Genomic DNA, 18989 nt, shown 5'->3' with positions numbered 1-18989 from the left:
GAAACAAGATGACTGAACTGACCAGCCTGACCATCGCCGAAGCTCGCGACAAACTGCGAGCCAAGGATATCACCGCCACCGAATTGACCGAGGCCTATCTTTCGGCGATCGAGGCGGCCAATGCTCAGTTCAACGCCTATGTGAAGGTGACGCCGCAAAAGGCGCTTGAAATGGCCAAGGTGTCGGACGTTCGCCTTGCGGAAGGCAAAGCCGGCGCGCTGGAAGGCATTCCGCTGGGGATCAAGGACCTGTTCGGCACCGAAGGCATTCACACCCAGGCCTGCAGCCATATCCTCGACGGCTTCGAGCCGCACTACGAGTCGACCGTCACGCAGAACCTCTGGAACGACGGGGCCGTCATGTTGGGCAAGCTCAACATGGATGAGTTCGCCATGGGCTCCTCCAACGAGACCTCCTATTACGGCCCGGTAATCAATCCCTGGCGCGCTGCGGGCTCCAACCAGCAACTCGTTCCCGGCGGCTCGTCGGGCGGTTCGGCTGCTGCTGTCGCCGCGCATCTTTGCGCCGGCGCCACCGCCACCGACACCGGCGGTTCCATCCGCCAGCCTGCCGCCTTCACCGGCACGGTCGGTATCAAGCCGACCTATGGCCGCTGCTCACGCTGGGGAGTCGTTGCCTTCGCCTCCTCGCTCGACCAGGCCGGCCCGATCGCCCGCGACGTCCGCGATGCCGCCATCCTGCTGAAGTCGATGGCCAGCGTCGACCCCAAGGATACGACCTCGGTCGACATGCCGGTGCCGGATTACGAAGCGTCTCTCGGCAAATCGCTCAAGGGCATGAAGATCGGTATCCCGAACGAATACCGTGTCGACGGCATGCCGGAAGAGATCGAGACCCTTTGGCAGCAGGGCATCGCCTGGCTGAAGGACGCGGGCGCCGAGATCGTCAACATCTCGCTGCCGCACACGAAATACGCCCTGCCGGCCTATTATATCGTCGCGCCGGCTGAAGCCTCGTCGAACCTCGCGCGGTATGACGGCGTGCGCTATGGCCTGCGCGTCGACGGCAAGGATATCGTCGACATGTACGAGAAGACGCGCGCAGCCGGCTTTGGCCAGGAAGTCAAGCGCCGCATCATGATTGGCACGTACGTGCTGTCTGCCGGCTATTACGACGCCTACTATCTGCGCGCCCAGAAAGTCCGCACGCTGATCAAGCGCGACTTCGAGCTCGCCTTCCACGCCGGCGTCGACGCCATTCTGACGCCCGCCACGCCGTCCTCGGCCTTCGGCATCGCCGACGAGAACCTCGCGTCCGATCCGGTCAAGATGTACCTCAACGACATCTTCACGGTGACGGTCAACATGGCCGGCCTCCCCGGCATCGCCGTCCCTGCCGGCCTCGACCAGAAGGGCCTGCCGCTCGGCCTCCAGCTCATCGGCAAGCCGTTCGACGAGGAAACGCTGTTCAAGACCGCGCACGTCATCGAACAGGCCGCCGGCAAGTTCACGCCGGCGAAGTGGTGGTAAGCCGCATATCTGGAAAGGTCGATAGCTGAGAAGTGACGGGCCAGACCTCGTGGTTCGAGGCCCTATCACCTTCGCCGTCGCTTCGGTGCCAGAGCGCCTCACCATGAGGTCTGGAGCGGCCGAGCATCTGACGCCAAGCGAGGGGGAGTAGCCCTCATGGTGAGGCGTGGAGCCCTTTGAGCGTAGCGAAAGGGGCGGAGCCTCGAACCACGAGGGCGGATGATACGGCCTATCGATTATCCAACTGCGCCCTGACCAATCTCAATCCCTGCTCGGTAATCCGATAGGGATGACCACCGGAGGATTTGATGGCCTTTAGGCGTTTGAGTTTGCGAAAGAGCTCGAGGCCAAAGCCGGGATAGAGCCAGCCGTCGCGTGTGAAACAGTTGACGGTCTCGATCTTCTTATTTTCAGAGCGGTTGATTTCGATGCGCCCGCCTTGGGCGAGCATATGCAGGATGCGCTGTTCGGCGCGGGAAATGTCCATGGTTTTCAAGATCCGGAAAGCGCCGTAAGGCGCGACAAAACGATCCGACATTCCGTCTACGGGAAGTCGGGGCTTCGTTTCGGGCCCAGCGCGCAAGAAGGCTTGCGGGCGGGGCCTTTACCGGGTCTGTGAAGAGTTAAACATGGGTCCTACCTAAAGCAGGTTGTACCCAGTGGTCAAGTTTCACCCTTGTTAAACATAGGCAGTCTTCCAGCGCCTGTTGCCATTTGGCCGCTGGAAAAAGCCGTTTTCCGGTGTTTTACTGCTGGAAACGGCGGGGGCCCGATGATCCATATTCGCAATGCGCGTGAGGGAGAGACGGAGATCTTGGTCAATATCGGCCTGCGGTCGTGGCAAACGGCCATGGGGTCGATCGGCGGCACGGATGCGCTGTTGGAAAGTGCCAGCGAAGCCTTCTCGAATTTCACCCGCGGCGCCTGGCTGACGATCACCATCGTCGAACTTAACGGGCTTGTTGCCGGCTGGGCGGCGCGCGAGGCGTTGGACGAGAATATCTCCGATTTCTGGATCGATCCCGATCATCTGCGGCAGGGACTTGGTTCGGCGCTGCTGGCGCAGATAGAGAAGGATGTTCTGGAGCAGGGGCTGGAGAAGATCGCGGTGCAGACCCATGCCGGCAACACCAATGCGATCGAATTCTTCAAGGCGCATGGTTACGCCATCCATTGGTTGTCCGTCGACTATTCGCCGAAGCTCGATCGCGACGTGCCGACGGTCGGACTCTCGAAACTGCTGGTCGATGGCGGCGACGGGACATACGGCACGGGCATATAGCGCCTGCGCGGTGCTGAAAGTCTTGCGCCGCACCGCCAATTGCTCTACCTCACAAAGTTCAGAAGAACAGCATTTCAAGAGCCTCTCATGACCATTGTCGACGTCCGCACACCAGATCCGAAGCGCTTCATTCCCGGTGCCACCGGTGATTGGGAAGTTGTTGTCGGGATGGAAGTCCATGCCCAGGTGCTGAGCAAATCGAAGCTCTTCTCCGGTGCTTCGACCGAGTTCGGCAAGCCGCAGAATTCCAACGTCTCGCTGGTCGATGCCGCCATGCCCGGCATGCTGCCCGTCATCAATGAGGAATGCGTCAAGCAGGCGGTGCGCACCGGCCTCGGCCTGAAGGCTCAGATCAACAAGCGCTCGGTCTTCGACCGCAAGAATTATTTCTATCCCGACCTGCCGCAAGGCTATCAGATCTCGCAGTACAAGGATCCGATCGTCGGCGAAGGCAAGATCGTGATTTCGCTCGGTCCGGATCGCCAGGGTCAGTTCGAGGACATCGAAATCGGCATCGAGCGTCTGCACCTGGAGCAGGACGCCGGCAAGTCGATGCACGACCAGCACGCCACCATGTCCTATGTCGACCTCAACCGTTCCGGCGTAGCGCTGATGGAAATCGTCTCCAAGCCGGACATGCGCTCGTCGGACGAGGCCAAGGCCTATATGACCAAGCTGCGCTCGATCGTCCGCTATCTCGGCACCTGTGACGGCAACATGGACGAAGGCTCCATGCGCGCGGACGTCAACGTCTCCGTGCGCCGTCCGGGAGGCGAGTTCGGCACGCGCTGCGAGATCAAGAACGTCAACTCCATCCGCTTCATCGGCCAGGCGATCGAATATGAAGCCCGACGCCAGATCGCGATCCTTGAGGATGGCGGCACGATCGACCAGGAAACCCGCCTCTTCGATCCGAACAAGGGCGAGACCCGCTCCATGCGCACCAAGGAAGATGCGCATGACTACCGTTATTTCCCCGATCCGGACCTGCTGCCGCTCGAATTCGACGACGCATTTATTGACGCCTTGAGGGCCAATCTGACGGAACTGCCCGACGACAAGAAGGAGCGTTTCGTTCGCGACCTCGGCCTGTCGATCTATGACGCCTCCGTGCTCGTCTCGGAAAAGGCGATCGCTGATTATTTCGAAACGGTCGCCGCCGGCCGTGACGGTAAGATCGCGGCAAACTGGGTCATTAACGACCTCTTGGGCGCCTTGAACAGAACCGGCAAGACCATTGAAGAGACTCCGGTGTCGCCCGCCCAGCTCGGAGCTATCATCGACCTGATCAAGGCCGAAACCATCTCCGGCAAGATCGCCAAGGACCTGTTCGAAATTGTGCTCACCGAAGGCGGCGATCCCGCGGAGATCGTCGAAGCCCGCGGCATGAAGCAGGTCACAGACACCGGCGCCATCGAGAAGGCCGTCGACGAGATTATCGCCGCCAATCCGGATCAAGTCGCCAAGGTCAAGGCCAAGCCGACGCTCGCCGGCTGGTTCGTCGGCCAGGTGATGAAGTCGACCGGCGGTAAGGCCAATCCGCAGGCCGTGCAGGCCCTCGTCAAGGCCAAGCTCGGCATCGAAGAGGAATAGGCGCCGTGTATTTCGTCCGCACGGCCGGCGAACAGGATCTCGGGAAGGTCCGCGACCTTCTCGTGGAGACCTGGCACGCCGCCTATGACCGTCACTTTGGCGCGGCGAAGGTCGACGAACTGATCGACCTTCTTCTATCGCCCGCCAAGTTGAGAGCGCGGCTGGCAAAGCCGCATTCTGAGTTCCTGGTTGCCGACAACGGCGAGGATATCGGCGGCATGGGCTATGCCGTCATGTCCGAGCAGATGACCAAGACCGTTCTCCTGCACATGCTCTATGTCCGCCCCTCGCTGCAGCGCAACGGCATCGGACGTGACATCTTCGCCGAGCTGGAAACCTGCTTTCCGGACGCCGAGGTCATGCGCCTCGATGTCGAGCCCGAAAATGCCGAAGCCATCGCCTTTTACGAGGCTCATGGCTTTGCCGAGGTCGGCCGCAACGAGAATGCGGGGCCGGGACAGTCGGGTATTCCGGCGCTGGTGTTCGAGAAGCGGCTGGCTACGCAGTAGGCAGGCCGCCTTTTGCTGCGTGTTCGCCATATTTTTGGTGGAGAGCCGCAATGAGCATGAGAATCTCTCCTCTTGACGCGTTGAGATCGGCTACCTTGATAGAAATGCGTTGGGTGCCATTGGCAGAGTCACGGATGTTAAGTCGTGCGGCGGCTGTCGTTTGTTCAATATGCTCTCCGGTGCGGAGCCACATTCTGATGGCGCGTTGATCGCGGTATTCGGTGAGGCCAAGATCGCGTGGAATATCTACGTCGCCACAGATACCGGAAGCGGCCAGCGATCGCAAAACGGTCCGATAAACTACGCGCGCGATTGGAGGGCGTCCTGCAATAGGACGGACTTCTGGTTGCGCAGTCAGATCAATTCGGTCTATCGCCGGCCAGGGGATGATTGCTCCACCAAATCGCCGGTCAATTATGCCCTGGGGACCTACAGTCAAAACGCCTGTTCGACTTCCCATCCAAATTCTGGATATGCCCTGGCTTGTGCGAAACGCTGCCAGCGTAAAAATCACTATCTGAACGAAGCGAGCTGTAACGCCGCCGACCTGCAATATGGCTATTAGCCCAAAGAAAATCGCAACGGGTATGAGCAGGAGCGTCTTCAGGTATATTTCAGGCATGAAGTACCGAAACGTATAGGTTTCGCTCGCGAATATGGTTGGCTCCTTCGGCTCAGCAAATGCGGACCTAAGGCGCCGAAAGAACCTGCTATTGCTCCATACCGTGCTTATGAGCGCCATCACCGCTTAATCACCTATTTCGCGCAGCTCGGTTGAGGGCTTTCCTTGCGGTCGCTGTTGTTTGCTCCGATGCAAAGAGCCTATGGTCTGTTCAAGAGATCTGAGCATGAGATGACAATGAGGCGCGTTTGAAAGAAATGCCACACATCAAAAAACATTCACTAGATTAGTTCGTCCGCCTTGTATCGAGGTTCCGGTGTCCGATATTGATGTTCGTGAGCATCGCCTGCGGCATTGAGCGATCTGTGTTGGACGGTGCTCCCATCCAAGACCTAGGTACAATAGATTGCCCTCACAAGATCTACTTATCCGCGAATCTCACGAATCTGACCTCCCGGCTCTTATCGCCCTGTTCGCCGCCGACGCTCTCGGCGGGCACGGCGACACCACCGATCCGGCTGCCTATGACGACTACCTCCGTGCCTTCCGCACCATCCAGTCTTCTCGCGACCAGACACTCTACGTCGCCGAACTGGCGGGCGAAGTTGTCGGCACGTTCCAAACCACGCTCATGACCTCGCTGAACGGCCGCGGCTCCTCGTCGATGATCATCGAAGCCGTGCAGACGCGGACCGATCTGCGCGGGCAGGGGATAGGTGCCGCCATGATCAATTTTTGCATCGGCGAGGCAAAAGGCCGCGGCGTGCGGCTTGTACAACTGACCTCGAACGCCCTTCGCAAGGATGCCCATCGTTTCTATGAGAGATTGGGTTTTAAACCGAGCCATCTCGGCTTCAAGATGGCCTTGAAATGAAGCGCGTTTCCCATGCGAATCTCTGGACAATCCGTCTGTCAGGCGGCATAAGCAAACTATCGAATTCTGGTTTCGCCTGCTCCCAACGGGCATAAGGAAAAGACATGTGGAATTTACTCGTACAAACCTTCACCTGGTGGAATGGTCAGACGATGGGCACCCGCTTTGCGACCTGGCGGTTCGGCAAGCGCGTTGGCGAGGATGAATTCGGCAATGTCTACTATGAGGGCGGCATGTCCTCCTACGGTCTTCCTAAGCGCTGGGTAATCTACAAGGGTTATGCCGAAGCCTCTGCAATTCCCCCAGGCTGGCACGGCTGGATGCACCATCGCACCGACGTTCCGCCGACCAAGGACAACTACGTCGCCAAGGAATGGCAGAAGTCGCACCGCGCCAATCCGACCGGCTCGCCGCAGGCCTATCGTCCGCCGGGCTCGCTGTCCGTTGCCGGCGAACGTCCGCGCGTCACCGGCGATTACGATGCCTGGACCCCGGGCAACTGAGCATAGAAGGCCGGCCCGTCCTTTGGCCACAATTGGCCTTTAGGCGCAGAATGTGCCGGCTCGTGCTCGGCGCTTTGACCGAGACCAAGCGGAGATTGGCGGATATGACGTTTTTCACGCGGAGCGCTTCTTTGCGTGCGATGTCGGGAGTAGCGCTCGCCGTCGCCATGGGTGCTCTGTTGCCGCCCTCCGCTGAGGCGGCCCGTATCTCCAATCCCGTCGCCGTCTTTTCCGGCCTCGATAAGATCACTGGCCGCATCACCACGTTCGATGTCTACATCAACGAGACCGTGCAGTTCGGTGCCCTACAGGTGACGCCGAAGGCCTGCTATTCCCGTGACGATACCGAGCAGCAGAAGGTCGATGGCTTTGTCGAAGTGGACGAGATTACGCTCGACCGCCGCATCCGCCGCATCTTCACCGGCTGGATGTTCGCCGACAGCCCGGGCCTCAACGCCGTCGAACATCCGATCTATGACGTCTGGCTGAAAGAGTGCAAGCAGAAGTCGGATGTCCCGCCGCCGGACAGCGCCGGCGCCAAGTAGTGGCTTTCAAGAAAATGAACTGCAAATTTGTACGGCCCGCAGAAGCCTTGCTCCTGCGGGCATAGTTTTAGCTTCATTCCGGATTGGCCGCGGCTTCACCTATTGCCTGACGGCCGGCTGCCTCCGACAAGTCGAGGGTGATCCTCATCCCATCTTTGGGCCTGTGGCGCAGAAAGTCGTCACGGCCCGATTGGGCTTTCAATCTGCCTCCATCGTGGAGAGCCTGAATCCGCGAACGCGAGATCGGCAGTTCTGACGCCAGCAAGCGATCAAGACGCAGATTCATGGGGAACTCGACTGATATCTCGATGTCCAGGACAGTCCATTCGCTTGGCTCATTTCTGGCGACTTTCCGAATGATGACATCCGGCGGTTCCTCGATGCGTTTGGCTTTTCGCTTCAATCCGTCGAGATCGAATTCCTGGGCTCGCACCCAATCTGGATCGCTGCGCTGCAATGCCTCGAGCGTGGAGGGGGCGAGGTCGTGAACGGTCCGGCGTTCGAAGAGCGTTCGGTTCCAGGTCTTTTGACAATCGATGCATTTGTAAATAAGCCACGCATCAAGCCTCTTGCCGTTAGCATTGAGCCTGATTTTGCCGCTCGATCTGAAGGGTCTCGGTGATCCACAACCGCTGCAGGCGATCCATGGCTGAGGCGAGGTTCGACGCGAAATGGTCCAACGGACCTGAAGAATGTTGCACATACCGTCTTGGTCTTCCGTTTGGAAGTCCACCAAGCTGGCGGTGAGACAAGCCCGTCAGGGCACGGCATGGCGATATTGCAGGACGGCTGAAGAGCTGAGACAGCAGTGGCTGCGCTGGGCGCGTTTGACAATGCCAAACCGGTCTCAGGCCATCACCCGATGGACATGAATATGCACCAGACGGCGCTGGGCCACCCTGATGCGCTGGGTGCTTTGGATGAGACCGGTAATTACAAAGGCAAAATGAAACCTCTACGCGCAAACGCCCTTCGCGCGAAACGGTAGCAGCGAACAGCCGGGATTTGAAGCCCGGAAAGCCTCAGTGGTGAATTGTTCTCGTCGTCCGTCAGCTTCGCAGCGATACAGGCTGAGAATTCGACGGCTAGCTGCTACTCTGCCGGGTTGATAATCGCCTTATTCTTTCAGTTTCATGAAATCTCTGGTTTCTCGATTTAAAGATCGCGACATGATTGAATATAACATGTGTGACCGTCTTCGATGATCTGATGCTGCCATGCAAGTTCGAGAATGTAATCCCGCCCACCCAAAGTCTTTCGCCGGTATCTTTTGTTTAAGCATTGCACAAGGAGTTCCGATGCCTAGACCGAGAAGCAGAGAAATCGCGACCGATTGGATGCACCATATCGGCGACGACAGGTTTCTGACGGAACTGACCATACCCGGCACGCACGATACCATGACATACCTCGCGGAAAATGATTCCGTGATGGAAGGGCGCAATCTGTCACTGTGCCAGCACCTTCCATTGAAAGATCAACTCAATCGCGGCATTCGCTTCATCGACGTGCGTCTATACGCAAGTCTTGATTACGGCGGCCAGAACCTGGTTCTCTGCCATGGCTCGGTCAGCTTGAACCATACTTTCGATTATGTGCTGAGCGAGTGCTGCAAGTTTCTCGCGGAACACACCTCCGAATGCATCATAATGTCGATCAACAATGACCGGAGGAAAGACGACAACGTCAAGCTGTTCTCGGAACTGGTTTCCGCCAGCGTGAGCGATCCACGCTACCGTGACTTCTTCTATACCGAAAAGAAAATACCGAAGCTGGGTCGGGTTCGCCGCCGCATAGTGTTACTGCGCCGCTTCGACGACAGTGAGGTTGGCATCAATGTGACTGATTGGCCGGGCGACCAAACCTTCGAACGCAAAAATAGCGACGGGGTCGTCTACAACGTACAAGATGAGTTCGATGCCTGGGGATACGCCACGCTCGGACGAAAATACGACCACTGGAAGAAACAGGCTTTGAACGCGGCACAGGACCAAATCAAAGACAAGCTCTATATCAATTTTAGCAGCGGCACAGGCGGTGCCCCAGCCGCTATCAAGATGACACCCACACCGGAATATATAGCCGACTCTGTCAATCCTCGGCTCCTTGATTTCTTCAGCGAAGCGACGCCCGCGCGTTATGGCGTTATACCAATGGATTTTCCCGAGGCGTTGCTGAAGCCGGCCAATCTTATCTCGACCATTATCAGCACCAACGTCGCCGACCGGGTCGTTGATGGCGGCATTTATGAACTGCGGCCGAAGCTTGCGCCAGACAGTGCGTTGACCGTGTACGGCCGCGAGAACGACTATTACCGCGACGTCGGTATTTCCAAGGCACAATCAAGTGACAATCAACGCTGGTTGCTGGGGGACATCGACCGGGATGGCTATTTCTGCCTGGCTCCGCTCAGTGTTTCCGACTTGGCCTTGTCCGTTCGCGATGGTAGCACCAGCGATGGAGCGGCAATCACTCTCGACGACCCGTCTCATCAAGACTATCTAAGATGGAAGCTCGAAACACGCCCGGATGGTTTGGTGACGTTAAGTCCCAAGAACGCGCCCGGTTCGGTTCTTGACGTCTATGGCGGCTCGCGCGCGGACGGTACTCTGGTGAAGCTTTACCATTATTACCCTCCCCAGAATGGTAATAACGCCTATTCCGAACGCTGGCAGCTGGTGCGCGTCGGTTAGGTTTCAATTGTCCTAGAGCGCCGCGCGTTCATTTGAACGCGGGATGCTCTAGAAGCTGAGATTAGGCGATTCCATCGCCTTTTCCAGCATTCTTGCGTATTGATCCTTCGGCACATCGATTGCACCGAATGTCCTCAAATGTTCGGTGGTGAATTGGGTGTCGAGCAGGGTGAAGCCGCGCTGCTTTAGGCGTTCGACCAGATGGACGAGGCAGATCTTCGAGGCGTCGGTGCGGCGCGAAAACATGCTCTCGCCGAAGAAGGCTGAGCCCAGCGATACGCCATAGAGCCCGCCGACCAGCTTACCGCCTTCCCAAGCCTCGACGGAATGGGCGTGGCCGATATGGTGCAGGGTCGAATAGAGCGTCCGGATGGTTTTGTTGATCCAGGTGCTTGGCCGGCCGTTGGTCTGCTCTGCGCAGGCGGCGATGACGGCGTCGAAATCCGTATTGAAGCGAATATCGAAAGGCTTGCGGCGGATGGTCTTCGCCAGGCTTTTCGAAACGTGGAACGTGTCGAGCGGCAGCACGCCGCGCAGCTCCGGCTCGACCCAGAAGATTTCCGGATCGTCAGCCGATTCCGCCATCGGGAAGAGCCCGATGGAATAGGCACGCAGCAGGATCTCCGGAGTAATGCCGGGATTTCTGCCGCGCGGTCCTACCATAGGTCAAGCCGATCCCTTCGCCAGATAGTTTTCCAGCCAGTGTATATCGTAATCGCCATTGGCGATATCCTGGTTGGAAACCAGGTCCTGGAACAGGGGCAGGGTGGTCTTGATGCCGTCGACCACGAATTCATCGAGCGCGCGGCGCAGACGCATCATGCATTCGACGCGAGTGCGGCCATGCACGATCAGCTTGCCGATCAGGCTGTCATAATAGGGCGGGATTCTGTAGCCCTGATAGGCGCCGGAATCGATGCGCACACCGAGACCGCCCGGCGCATGGAAATGTGTGATCGTGCCTGGCGAGGGCACGAAGGTGCGCGCGTCCTCGGCATTGATACGGCATTCGATGGCGTGGCCGTGAAAATGCACATCGTCCTGTGTCACCGAAAGACCGCCGCCCGAGGCGACGCGGATCTGTTCGTGCACGAGATCGATGCCGGTGATCGCTTCGGTAACCGGATGCTCCACCTGCAGGCGGGTGTTCATTTCAATGAAATAAAACTCGCCGTTTTCGTAGAGGAACTCGATAGTGCCGGCGCCGCGGTACTTCAGCTTCTTCATGGCGTCGGCGCAGATCTGACCGATCTTCATGCGCTGCTCGACATTGAGTGCCGGCGAATTGGCTTCTTCCCAGACTTTCTGGTGGCGGCGCTGCAGCGAGCAGTCGCGCTCTCCGAGATGCACGGCATTGCCTTCACCGTCGCCGAACACCTGGATTTCGATGTGGCGCGGCTTGCTGAGATATTTTTCCATGTAGACGGATTCGTTGCCGAAGGCTGCCGCCGCTTCCGTGCGCGCCGTCGACCAGGCTTCGATGACGTCAGCTTCCGTGCGCGCCACCTTCATGCCGCGGCCGCCGCCGCCGGCGGTCGCCTTGATCAGCACCGGGTAGCCGATTTCCCTGGCCGTCCTCAGCGCATCCGCCTCGGTCTTCACTTCGCCGTCGGAGCCGGGAACAACGGGGATACCGAGTTGCTGCGCGGTGGTCTTGGCGGTGATCTTGTCGCCCATGATGCGGATATGCTCCGCCGTCGGGCCGATAAAGGTGATGCCATGTGCTTCGAGAATATCGGCGAACTTGGCGTTCTCCGACAGGAATCCATAGCCCGGGTGCACGGCATCGGCGCCGGTGATCTCACAGGCGGCAACGATCTGGTGGATGTTGAGATAGCTGTCACGCGACGGCGGCGGGCCGATGCAGACGCTTTCATCCGCCAGGCGCACATGCATCGCGTCGCCGTCGGCGGTCGAGTGAACCGCTACACTCGCAATGCCAAGCTCCTTGCAGGCGCGCAGCACACGAAGGGCGATTTCTCCGCGATTGGCTATGAGAATCTTCGAAATCATGGGCATGGGGCCTACTCGATGACGACCAGGGCTTCGCCGTATTCGACCGGCCGTCCGTCCTGAACGAGGATTTCGGTGACAATACCGGATTTCGGCGCGGGGATCTGGTTCATCGTCTTCATCGCTTCGATGATCAGCAGCGTCTGGCCTTCCTTGACGGAGGCGCCGACCTCGATGAATTGCGCAGCGCCCGGAGCGGGCGCCATGTAGACCGTGCCGACCATCGGCGCGCTGACGACGTTATCGGGATTGCGCGACTTGCCGGCAGGTGCGGCGGCTGCGGCAGCCGGGGAGGCGGCGACGGCGGGTGCTGCTGCGGCATAGGCGGGTGCTGCGATCGGCGCCTGAACATACTGCATCGTGCCGGCGCGAGAGACGCGGATACGCAGATCTTCCTGCTCGACTTCGATCTCGGTCAGATCCGTCTCGTTCAGAATATTGGCGAGGTCGCGAATCAGCGCCTGGTCGATGCCCAATTTCTTTTCAGCCATGGATGTTTTGCCCTGTATTCTTGTTATTGCGTGATGGATTTCAGCGCGTGCAGCGCCAAGATGTAGCCGTAAGGCCCGAAACCACAGATCATGCCCTTGGCGGCGGGCGCGATCATCGATTTGTGCCGGAATTCTTCGCGTGCGTGGATGTTAGAGATATGCACCTCCACCACCGGAATGGAAATGGCTCGGATCGCGTCATGAAGCGCGATCGACGTATGGCCATAGGCGCCCGGATTGATGGCGATGCCGGCGGCGACATCTCCGGCTTCGTGCAGCCAGTCGACGAGCACGCCTTCATGATTGCTCTGGCGAAAGTCGACGACGAAGCCGAGGCTTTCGCCCACGGATTTGCAGTCGGCTTCTATATCCTTGAGAGTCTTGCCGCCATAGATGCCCGGCTCGCGTTTGCCAAGGGCATTCAAATTGGGTCCGTTCAGGACGAAAATGGTTTGCGCCATCAGAGGTTCCGTCAAAGTGCAGCGCAACCTATAGACTCCCGAGGGCCTATAGGAAAGCCCCTAGGGCATAGGTTGCGCATGTCTAGGTGTGGAAACGCCCCGAATTTGGCGATTTTACGCATGGTTCCGAAATCGGTCCGATTTCAGAATGGCCCGTGCATCTTCTGAGGCGCAACTGTGCCCATTATGCAACCCGAAAGCTGCGCGGCACAGTCATTTCCGCGGTTTAGCAGGTCGTCTTGCCGCAACTGCGGACATTGGCGATCTTCTGCTGAATGGCATCGAGGCCGATAGCGCCGGAGATTGCCTCGTTACCGATGACATAGGCCGGCGTGCCGGTGACGTTGAGGTCGGTGGCAAGCTGGTAGGTGGCTTTTACCGAATCATTGTTCGGGCTCTTGGCCATTTCCGCGCGGATTGCCGCTTCGCTAACGCCGAGCGAGGCCGCGACTTCGATGGCGCTGTCCTCCGAGGCGCGGCCATCGCTGCTAAGCAGCGTATGGTGGAATTCGGCATATTTTTCCGGTGCCAGCTTGCGGAAAGCATCGGAGACCCTGGACGCGGCAACGGAATCCGGCCCGAGGATCGGGAACTCCTTCAGCACGAAACGCACATTCGGGTCTTGTTTCAACAGCGCGTCCATGTCGGGCAGCGCATGGCGGCAATAGGTGCAATTATAATCGAAGAACTCGACGACGGTGACGTTGCCCTTCGGATTGCCGATCGTGACGTCATTCTTGGAATTGAAGATAGCATCCTTGTTTTCGGTGACAGCCCGGGCTGATTGGGCGAGGCGCTGCTCATCCTGTTTCTTCTCAAGCGCCGCCTGCGCGTCCAAAAGAACTTCCGGATGCTCGACGAGATATTGCTTGATGAACTCACCGAATTCTTTTTTCTGTTGGTCATCCAGCGCCGCAGCGGGCTGGATCATGGCGAATGATGCAGTGATGGCGATCGCTGAAACCGTCAGCAGGGTCTTGGAAAAAAAGGTCATTGGGTCCTCGTTTGGGTAGATGCTGAGGTTTATCGTCTGCGTCGGGATATCATTGCCAGATTAAAATCCACAGATGCTTGCGGGCAATTTAGGGCGCATGCTTATTTCCAGAAACAGGAATTTTCACGACAAAGCCGCAATCGCGGGATTGTGAACAGGCTAATATTGCGGCAATTGTCTGGCGCTAATCCGATCCGAGAAAGAAATGACCTTGTTTTCCCTATCCAAACGCAGCGATGTCGAACCCTTCCACGCCATGGATGTGCTGGCGGAGGCGACGCGGCGGCGCCAGGCGGGGCATGCTGTCATCTCGATGGCCGTCGGCCAGCCATCGCATCCGACGCCGCAGGCCGCACTTGAGGCGTCGCGCGAAGCACTCGGTCACGGCCGCATAGGCTATACGGACGCACTCGGCACGCTGGCGCTGAAACGGGCGCTTGCCGGTCACTATCAGGTCCGGCACGGCCTCACCATCGACCCCAAGCGGATCGCGATCACCACCGGTTCGTCGGCCGGCTTCAACCTCGCGTTCCTGACGCTGTTCGATCCCGGCGACAGCGTTGCGATCGCCCGTCCCGGCTATCCCGCCTATCGCAATATTCTCGCTGCCCTCGGGCTGGACGTCCTCGAAGTGCCTGTCACCGCCGAGACGCAGTTCACGCTGACGCCGGAAAGCCTTGAGGCGGCGCAAGCAGCCAGCGGCAAACGACTGAAAGGCGTGTTGCTCGCAAGTCCCGCCAACCCGACCGGCACGGTAACGGGCAGGGCTGCGCTGAAGGCGCTTGCCGATTATTGCGCCGACCGCTCGATCGCCTTCATCTCCGACGAGATCTATCACGGCTTGACCTTCGTCGGCGAAGAGACGAGCGCGCTGGAACTGACCGACGAAGCGATCGTCATCAATTCCTTCTCGAAATATTATTGCATGACCGGCTGGCGTATCGGCTGGATGGTGCTGCCGGAGCGACTGGTGCGCCCGATCGAGCGCGTCGCCCAGAGCCTCTATATCTCAGCGCCCGAACTTTCGCAGATTGCCGCCGCCGCGGCGCTCGGGGCAGGAGCCGAGCTGGACGTTTACCGCGAAAGCTATCGCCGCAACCGTGATTTTCTAATGCGCCGTCTGCCGGAAATCGGTTTTTCCATCGCTTCGCCGATGGACGGCGCTTTTTATGCCTATGTCGATGTCAGCAAGTTCACCAACGATAGTATGGCCTTCGCCCGCAAGATGCTGGCCGAAATCAACGTCGCCGCCACCCCCGGCCTCGACTTCGATCCGATCGAGGGACACCGCACTATGCGCATCTCCTATGCCGGCTCGAACGCGGAGATCGAGGAGGCGGCGGAACGCATCGCGGCCTGGCTGAAATAGACTTTTGTATCAGTGGTTTGGATCGGGCCGCCCCGTCCTTCGAGGGTCGCTTCGCTCCGGCCTCAGGATGAGGCGGAGCCGGCTTTGCGGCGTGCGGCAGCGTACGGGTAACTCGCGGTTAGACGTAGAAGATTAGCCCTCATCCTGAGGCGGGAGCGAAGCGACCCTCGAAGGACGAGGGCTGGTGTGAGAGCGCTATTTGTCGCTGTTGGTCTTCTCGCTCGTCGCCGCACTTGTGAGGAGGGTGAGTGGCAGAAGAAGAACGTCGATAGCCGACGATATTCGCCTATGATCATCCAAAACAAAATCCGGCCGCGTTGCCACGGCCGGATTTTGTTTATTTCGGTCCGAACAGCAGTGTTCAGAAGAAACCGCGGCGTTGCCACCAACCGGCCTTCTTAGGCTTGGTCGGCTCGCCATCGGTCTCGCCGCCTTCGCTGGTGCGGGTGGATCTGACCACCGGTTCGGAGGAAGTGACGTTCGACTCGCGGTTGGCGCGTATCGGCTTGCTCTCGGCTTCGATCACCTCGGGTTCCGCTGCGGCCACCGGTTCGACGGCACTGTCGAGATCGCCGGCGATTTCGGCAACAGTTTCGACCTCCGCGTCGACTGCGGGTGCCTCTTCGGCGACCGGCGCTTCGACTGGTGATGCTTCGGCTTTCGGCTTGCGACGGCTACGGCTCTTGGGCTTTACCTCTTCGGCGACGACGGGCGCAGTTTCGACTGCCGCCATGGCCGGTTGGCTTTCGACGGCAGCTTCACCTTCGGTGACAATGATTTCAGCGACGGTCACAGCGACATCCTCTTCGCCGTCACTCTCATCGTCGGCGCCTTCGTCGGAAGCTACCGCTTCACTGCCGGCGGCCAGTTCATTGCCTTCACCGTCACGATTGCGGCGGCCACCGCGCTTCCCGCGACGGCGGCGCTTGCGCTTCTGCTGTCCATCGTCGCCGGACACGGCAGCGACTTCGCTGCTGCCGCTGCTGTCGTCCTCGTCGCCTTCATCCGCGTCCTCGTTACCATCCTCCTCGGATGTATCGGCGGACTCGGAAGCGACCTGGGTGTCACTGCCACGGCCGCGACGGCGGCGACGGCGCTTGCGCTTGCGTCCGCCCTCGTTGACTTCGGACCGGGCGACAGGTTGCTGCTCGACGCCGGCGGCCTTTTCTTCGAGTTCTTCGTCTTCGTCCTCATCGGCTTCGATGACGATGTCGTCGTCTTCATCCTCCGGAATGGCGGCGAAATTGAACAGAGTTTCGATCTTCACCGGATTTTCCACCGGCTCGCCGCGGTCAATCGCGAAATGCTGCGTGCCGACGGCATTGTCCGCGTCGATGACGATGGAGACGCCGAAGCGGTTTTCGTAATCGACGATCGTCTGACGCTTGTGGTTCAGCAGGTAAAGCGCGATGTCCGGTGTCGTCCGCACGGTGATATCGTGCGTCGTATTCTTAAGCAGATATTCCTCGATGCCGCGCAGAACATGCAGCGCAACGGAAGACTGTGACCGCACGTGGCCAGTGCCGCCGCAATGCGAGCAGATCTGCGTCGTGCTTTCGAGAACCGAAGCGCGGATGCGCTGGCGCGACATCTCCAGAAGGCCGAAATGCGAGATGCGGCCGACCTGGATGCGGGCGCGATCGTTCTTCAGGCACTCCTTCAGCTTCTTCTCTACAGCGCGGTTATTGCGCTTTTCTTCCATGTCGATGAAGTCGATGACGATCAGGCCGGCAAGGTCGCGCAGTCGCAGCTGGCGCGCAATTTCCTCGGCCGCTTCCAGATTGGTCTGGAGCGCGGTATCCTCGATCGAATGCTCTCGGGTCGAGCGGCCGGAGTTGACGTCGATCGAAACCAGCGCTTCCGTCTGGTTCATGATCAGGTACCCGCCTGAACGCAACGTCACCTGCGGCTGCAGCATGCGGTCGAGCTGCGCCTCGATGCCGGAGCGCGAAAAGATCGGGTGAATGTCGCGATAGGGCTGAACCACCTTGGCGTGGCTCGGCATCAGCATCTTCATGAAATCTTTCGCTTCACGATAGCCTTCTTCGCCGGCAACGATGATCTCGCCGATATCCTTGTTGTAGAGGTCGCGGATCGAACGCTTGATCAGGCTGCCTTCTTCGTAGACCAAGCAAGGAGCGGTCGATGCCAGTGTCAGCGTGCGGACGTTTTCCCACAGGCGCATCAGATATTCGAAGTCGCGCTTGACCTCGACCTTGGTGCGGTTGGCGCCGGCGGTACGCAGGATGACGCCCATGCCCTGCGGCACTTCGAGCATCTTGGCAATTTCCTTGAGGCGCTTGCGGTCCTGCGGATTGGTGATCTTGCGGGAGATGCCGCCGCCGCGCGCCGTGTTCGGCATCAGAACCGAATAGCGGCCTGCGAGCGACAGATAGGTGGTGAGCGCCGCACCCTTGTTGCCGCGCTCTTCCTTGGCCACCTGCACCAGCAGGATCTGACGGCGCTTGATGACTTCCTGGATGCGGTACTGCTTGCGCGGCTTGCGCTGTGTGCGATCCGGAACCTCTTCCATCGCGTCTTCGGCGCCGACGGATTCGATCACTTCCTCTTCATGGTCGTGATCGTCATCATCGTCGTCATCGTGACGGCGCTTGGAAACGTCGACGTCTTCGGAAATCGAGTCGGTTTCGACCATCGCGGCCATTTCGCCGGACGGGCCTTCCTCGTCTTCGCTGGGCGCATCGACCGTTGCCGTCGCTTCGACTGCAGGCGCCTCTTCGGCGGCTGCTTCCGCGACTACTTTCTTGCGGCTGCGGCGCGGCTTCGGCTTCTTTGCCGGAGCTTCCTCGGCGGGAGCCGCTACCTCAAGGGCAGGGGCTTCTTCGGCTTGGGCTTCGTCTGCGACAACCGCTTCAGCTTCAGGTTCGTCCTTGTGGACGATGCCGATGTCGGGCTGTTCCTGCTGGGAAAGATCGAGCGCGGTTTCGACATGTTCGACATCGTCGTCACGGCGATGCTCCTCGGCTTCCGCCTTCAGGAGCGCCTGCCGGTCGGCCAGCGGGATCTGATAGTAGTCAGGATGGATTTCGGCAAAGGCCAGGAAACCGTGCCGGTTGCCGCCGTAATCCACGAAGGCGGCCTGCAACGAGGGCTCAACCCTCGTCACCTTGGCGAGATAGATGTTGCCGCGGATCTGCTTCTTGTGCTGCGACTCGAAGTCAAATTCTTCTATGCGGTTCCCGCGAACGACAACAACACGCGTCTCTTCCTCGTGAGACGCATCGATAAGCATTTTGTCTGCCATGAAAGCTGTGCTCCTCGGCGCCGGCATGCGGAAAGGCGCCGGCCTGCCGTTAGGACAGGCTGGATGCGATCCACCATTGCTGCACCGGATAATGAAAGTCGCGATTGGTTGTTTTGCGATGACAGCAGCCAGACAACAGCCGGGACATCAGTTCCCCGGGGTCTGTTCACTTCCTGAAAAAGCTGCTGCGGTACCATCCGTAACCAAACGAGATCGACAATGCCTTAGACCCATCAACCGGGTCCGATGAATGTGCTCTCTTTAAAGAGCGTTTGGTGGCTCTCC

The 18989-nt window shown here is 59.2% G+C and carries 18 protein-coding genes; 9 read left to right on the top strand and 9 right to left on the bottom strand.

What is annotated here, in order from left to right:
- Window positions 1-8: 8 nt before the first annotated feature.
- The gene (gene gatA / locus PY649_RS18030) at window positions 9-1490 is read left to right on the top strand and encodes an Asp-tRNA(Asn)/Glu-tRNA(Gln) amidotransferase subunit GatA (protein WP_285869972.1); all 1482 of its coding nucleotides are present in this window, start codon (window positions 9-11) and stop codon (window positions 1488-1490) included.
- 229 nt (window positions 1491-1719) lie between these two features.
- On the opposite strand, the gene PY649_RS18025 is transcribed toward gatA, so the two are convergent.
- Window positions 1720-1977 (bottom strand): YjhX family toxin, encoded by a 258-nt coding sequence (locus tag PY649_RS18025; RefSeq protein ID WP_285870062.1) that lies wholly within the window; start codon window positions 1975-1977, stop codon window positions 1720-1722.
- A gap of 285 nt (window positions 1978-2262) precedes the next feature.
- Between PY649_RS18025 and PY649_RS18020 the strand changes: the two genes are divergently transcribed.
- The 3 genes from PY649_RS18020 to PY649_RS18010 all read left to right on the top strand — a co-directional run bounded on the left by PY649_RS18020 (window position 2263) and on the right by PY649_RS18010 (window position 4874).
- Window positions 2263-2772, top strand: coding sequence for a GNAT family N-acetyltransferase (locus PY649_RS18020; RefSeq protein ID WP_285869971.1), 510 nt, complete (start codon window positions 2263-2265; stop codon window positions 2770-2772).
- 87 nt (window positions 2773-2859) lie between these two features.
- On the top strand, window positions 2860-4365 hold the full coding sequence (gene gatB, locus PY649_RS18015) for an Asp-tRNA(Asn)/Glu-tRNA(Gln) amidotransferase subunit GatB (RefSeq protein WP_285869970.1): 1506 nt from the start codon (window positions 2860-2862) through the stop codon (window positions 4363-4365).
- A gap of 5 nt (window positions 4366-4370) precedes the next feature.
- Window positions 4371-4874 carry a GNAT family N-acetyltransferase gene (locus PY649_RS18010; RefSeq protein WP_285869968.1) on the top strand — a complete coding sequence of 168 codons (504 nt, stop codon included), beginning with the start codon at window positions 4371-4373 and terminating at the stop codon, window positions 4872-4874.
- On the opposite strand, the gene PY649_RS18005 is transcribed toward PY649_RS18010, so the two are convergent.
- Window positions 4864-5496 carry a hypothetical protein gene (locus tag PY649_RS18005; RefSeq protein ID WP_285869967.1) on the bottom strand — a complete coding sequence of 211 codons (633 nt, stop codon included), beginning with the start codon at window positions 5494-5496 and terminating at the stop codon, window positions 4864-4866. The genes PY649_RS18010 and PY649_RS18005 overlap by 11 nt on opposite strands.
- Window positions 5497-5902: 406 nt before the next feature.
- Here PY649_RS18005 and PY649_RS18000 point away from each other — a divergent pair, with 406 nt between their 5' ends.
- The 3 genes from PY649_RS18000 to PY649_RS17990 all read left to right on the top strand — a co-directional run bounded on the left by PY649_RS18000 (window position 5903) and on the right by PY649_RS17990 (window position 7418).
- On the top strand, window positions 5903-6370 hold the full coding sequence (locus tag PY649_RS18000; protein ID WP_285869965.1) for a GNAT family N-acetyltransferase: 468 nt from the start codon (window positions 5903-5905) through the stop codon (window positions 6368-6370).
- A 104-nt stretch (window positions 6371-6474) separates the two neighbouring features.
- Entirely contained in the window at window positions 6475-6873 is a 399-nt protein-coding gene (locus tag PY649_RS17995; protein WP_285869963.1) for an NADH:ubiquinone oxidoreductase subunit NDUFA12, read from the top strand.
- A gap of 104 nt (window positions 6874-6977) precedes the next feature.
- Window positions 6978-7418, top strand: a complete 441-nt coding sequence (locus PY649_RS17990) for a DUF2155 domain-containing protein (RefSeq protein WP_285869962.1) — start codon at window positions 6978-6980, stop codon at window positions 7416-7418.
- Between the two features lie 73 nt (window positions 7419-7491).
- Here the strand turns inward: PY649_RS17990 and PY649_RS17985 are convergent, their stop codons facing one another.
- The gene (locus tag PY649_RS17985) at window positions 7492-8121 is read right to left on the bottom strand and encodes a DUF1062 domain-containing protein (protein ID WP_285869961.1); all 630 of its coding nucleotides are present in this window, start codon (window positions 8119-8121) and stop codon (window positions 7492-7494) included.
- Between the two features lie 595 nt (window positions 8122-8716).
- Here PY649_RS17985 and PY649_RS17980 point away from each other — a divergent pair.
- Window positions 8717-10111, top strand: coding sequence for a phosphatidylinositol-specific phospholipase C domain-containing protein (locus PY649_RS17980; protein WP_285869960.1), 1395 nt, complete (start codon window positions 8717-8719; stop codon window positions 10109-10111).
- A gap of 48 nt (window positions 10112-10159) precedes the next feature.
- Here the strand turns inward: PY649_RS17980 and aat are convergent, their stop codons facing one another.
- From aat to PY649_RS17955, 5 genes are all read right to left on the bottom strand, one after another.
- Window positions 10160-10774, bottom strand: coding sequence for a leucyl/phenylalanyl-tRNA--protein transferase (gene aat / locus PY649_RS17975; RefSeq protein WP_285869959.1), 615 nt, complete (start codon window positions 10772-10774; stop codon window positions 10160-10162).
- A 3-nt stretch (window positions 10775-10777) separates the two neighbouring features.
- The gene (gene accC / locus PY649_RS17970) at window positions 10778-12130 is read right to left on the bottom strand and encodes an acetyl-CoA carboxylase biotin carboxylase subunit (protein ID WP_285869958.1); all 1353 of its coding nucleotides are present in this window, start codon (window positions 12128-12130) and stop codon (window positions 10778-10780) included.
- Window positions 12131-12135: 5 nt separating this feature from the next.
- On the bottom strand, window positions 12136-12615 hold the full coding sequence (gene accB, locus PY649_RS17965) for an acetyl-CoA carboxylase biotin carboxyl carrier protein (protein ID WP_285869957.1): 480 nt from the start codon (window positions 12613-12615) through the stop codon (window positions 12136-12138).
- A gap of 23 nt (window positions 12616-12638) precedes the next feature.
- Window positions 12639-13076, bottom strand: a complete 438-nt coding sequence (gene aroQ / locus PY649_RS17960) for a type II 3-dehydroquinate dehydratase (RefSeq protein ID WP_285869956.1) — start codon at window positions 13074-13076, stop codon at window positions 12639-12641.
- 226 nt (window positions 13077-13302) lie between these two features.
- Window positions 13303-14070, bottom strand: coding sequence for a DsbA family protein (locus PY649_RS17955; protein ID WP_285869955.1), 768 nt, complete (start codon window positions 14068-14070; stop codon window positions 13303-13305).
- Window positions 14071-14281: 211 nt separating this feature from the next.
- On the opposite strand from PY649_RS17955, the gene PY649_RS17950 reads away from it, so the two are divergent.
- On the top strand, window positions 14282-15439 hold the full coding sequence (locus PY649_RS17950) for a pyridoxal phosphate-dependent aminotransferase (RefSeq protein ID WP_285870061.1): 1158 nt from the start codon (window positions 14282-14284) through the stop codon (window positions 15437-15439).
- A 361-nt stretch (window positions 15440-15800) separates the two neighbouring features.
- Here PY649_RS17950 and PY649_RS17945 read toward each other — a convergent pair whose 3' ends face one another.
- Window positions 15801-18704: an Rne/Rng family ribonuclease gene (locus tag PY649_RS17945; protein WP_285869954.1), complete on the bottom strand. Its 2904-nt coding sequence runs from the start codon at window positions 18702-18704 to the stop codon at window positions 15801-15803.
- Window positions 18705-18989: the final 285 nt, after the last annotated feature.

Origin of the sequence: Rhizobium mayense (genome assembly GCF_030272705.1) — a bacterium.
GTDB lineage: Bacteria > Pseudomonadota > Alphaproteobacteria > Rhizobiales > Rhizobiaceae > Rhizobium > Rhizobium mayense.
Note: the sequence above shows the minus strand (reverse complement) of the source record. Positions and strands in the feature narration are given on the sequence as shown.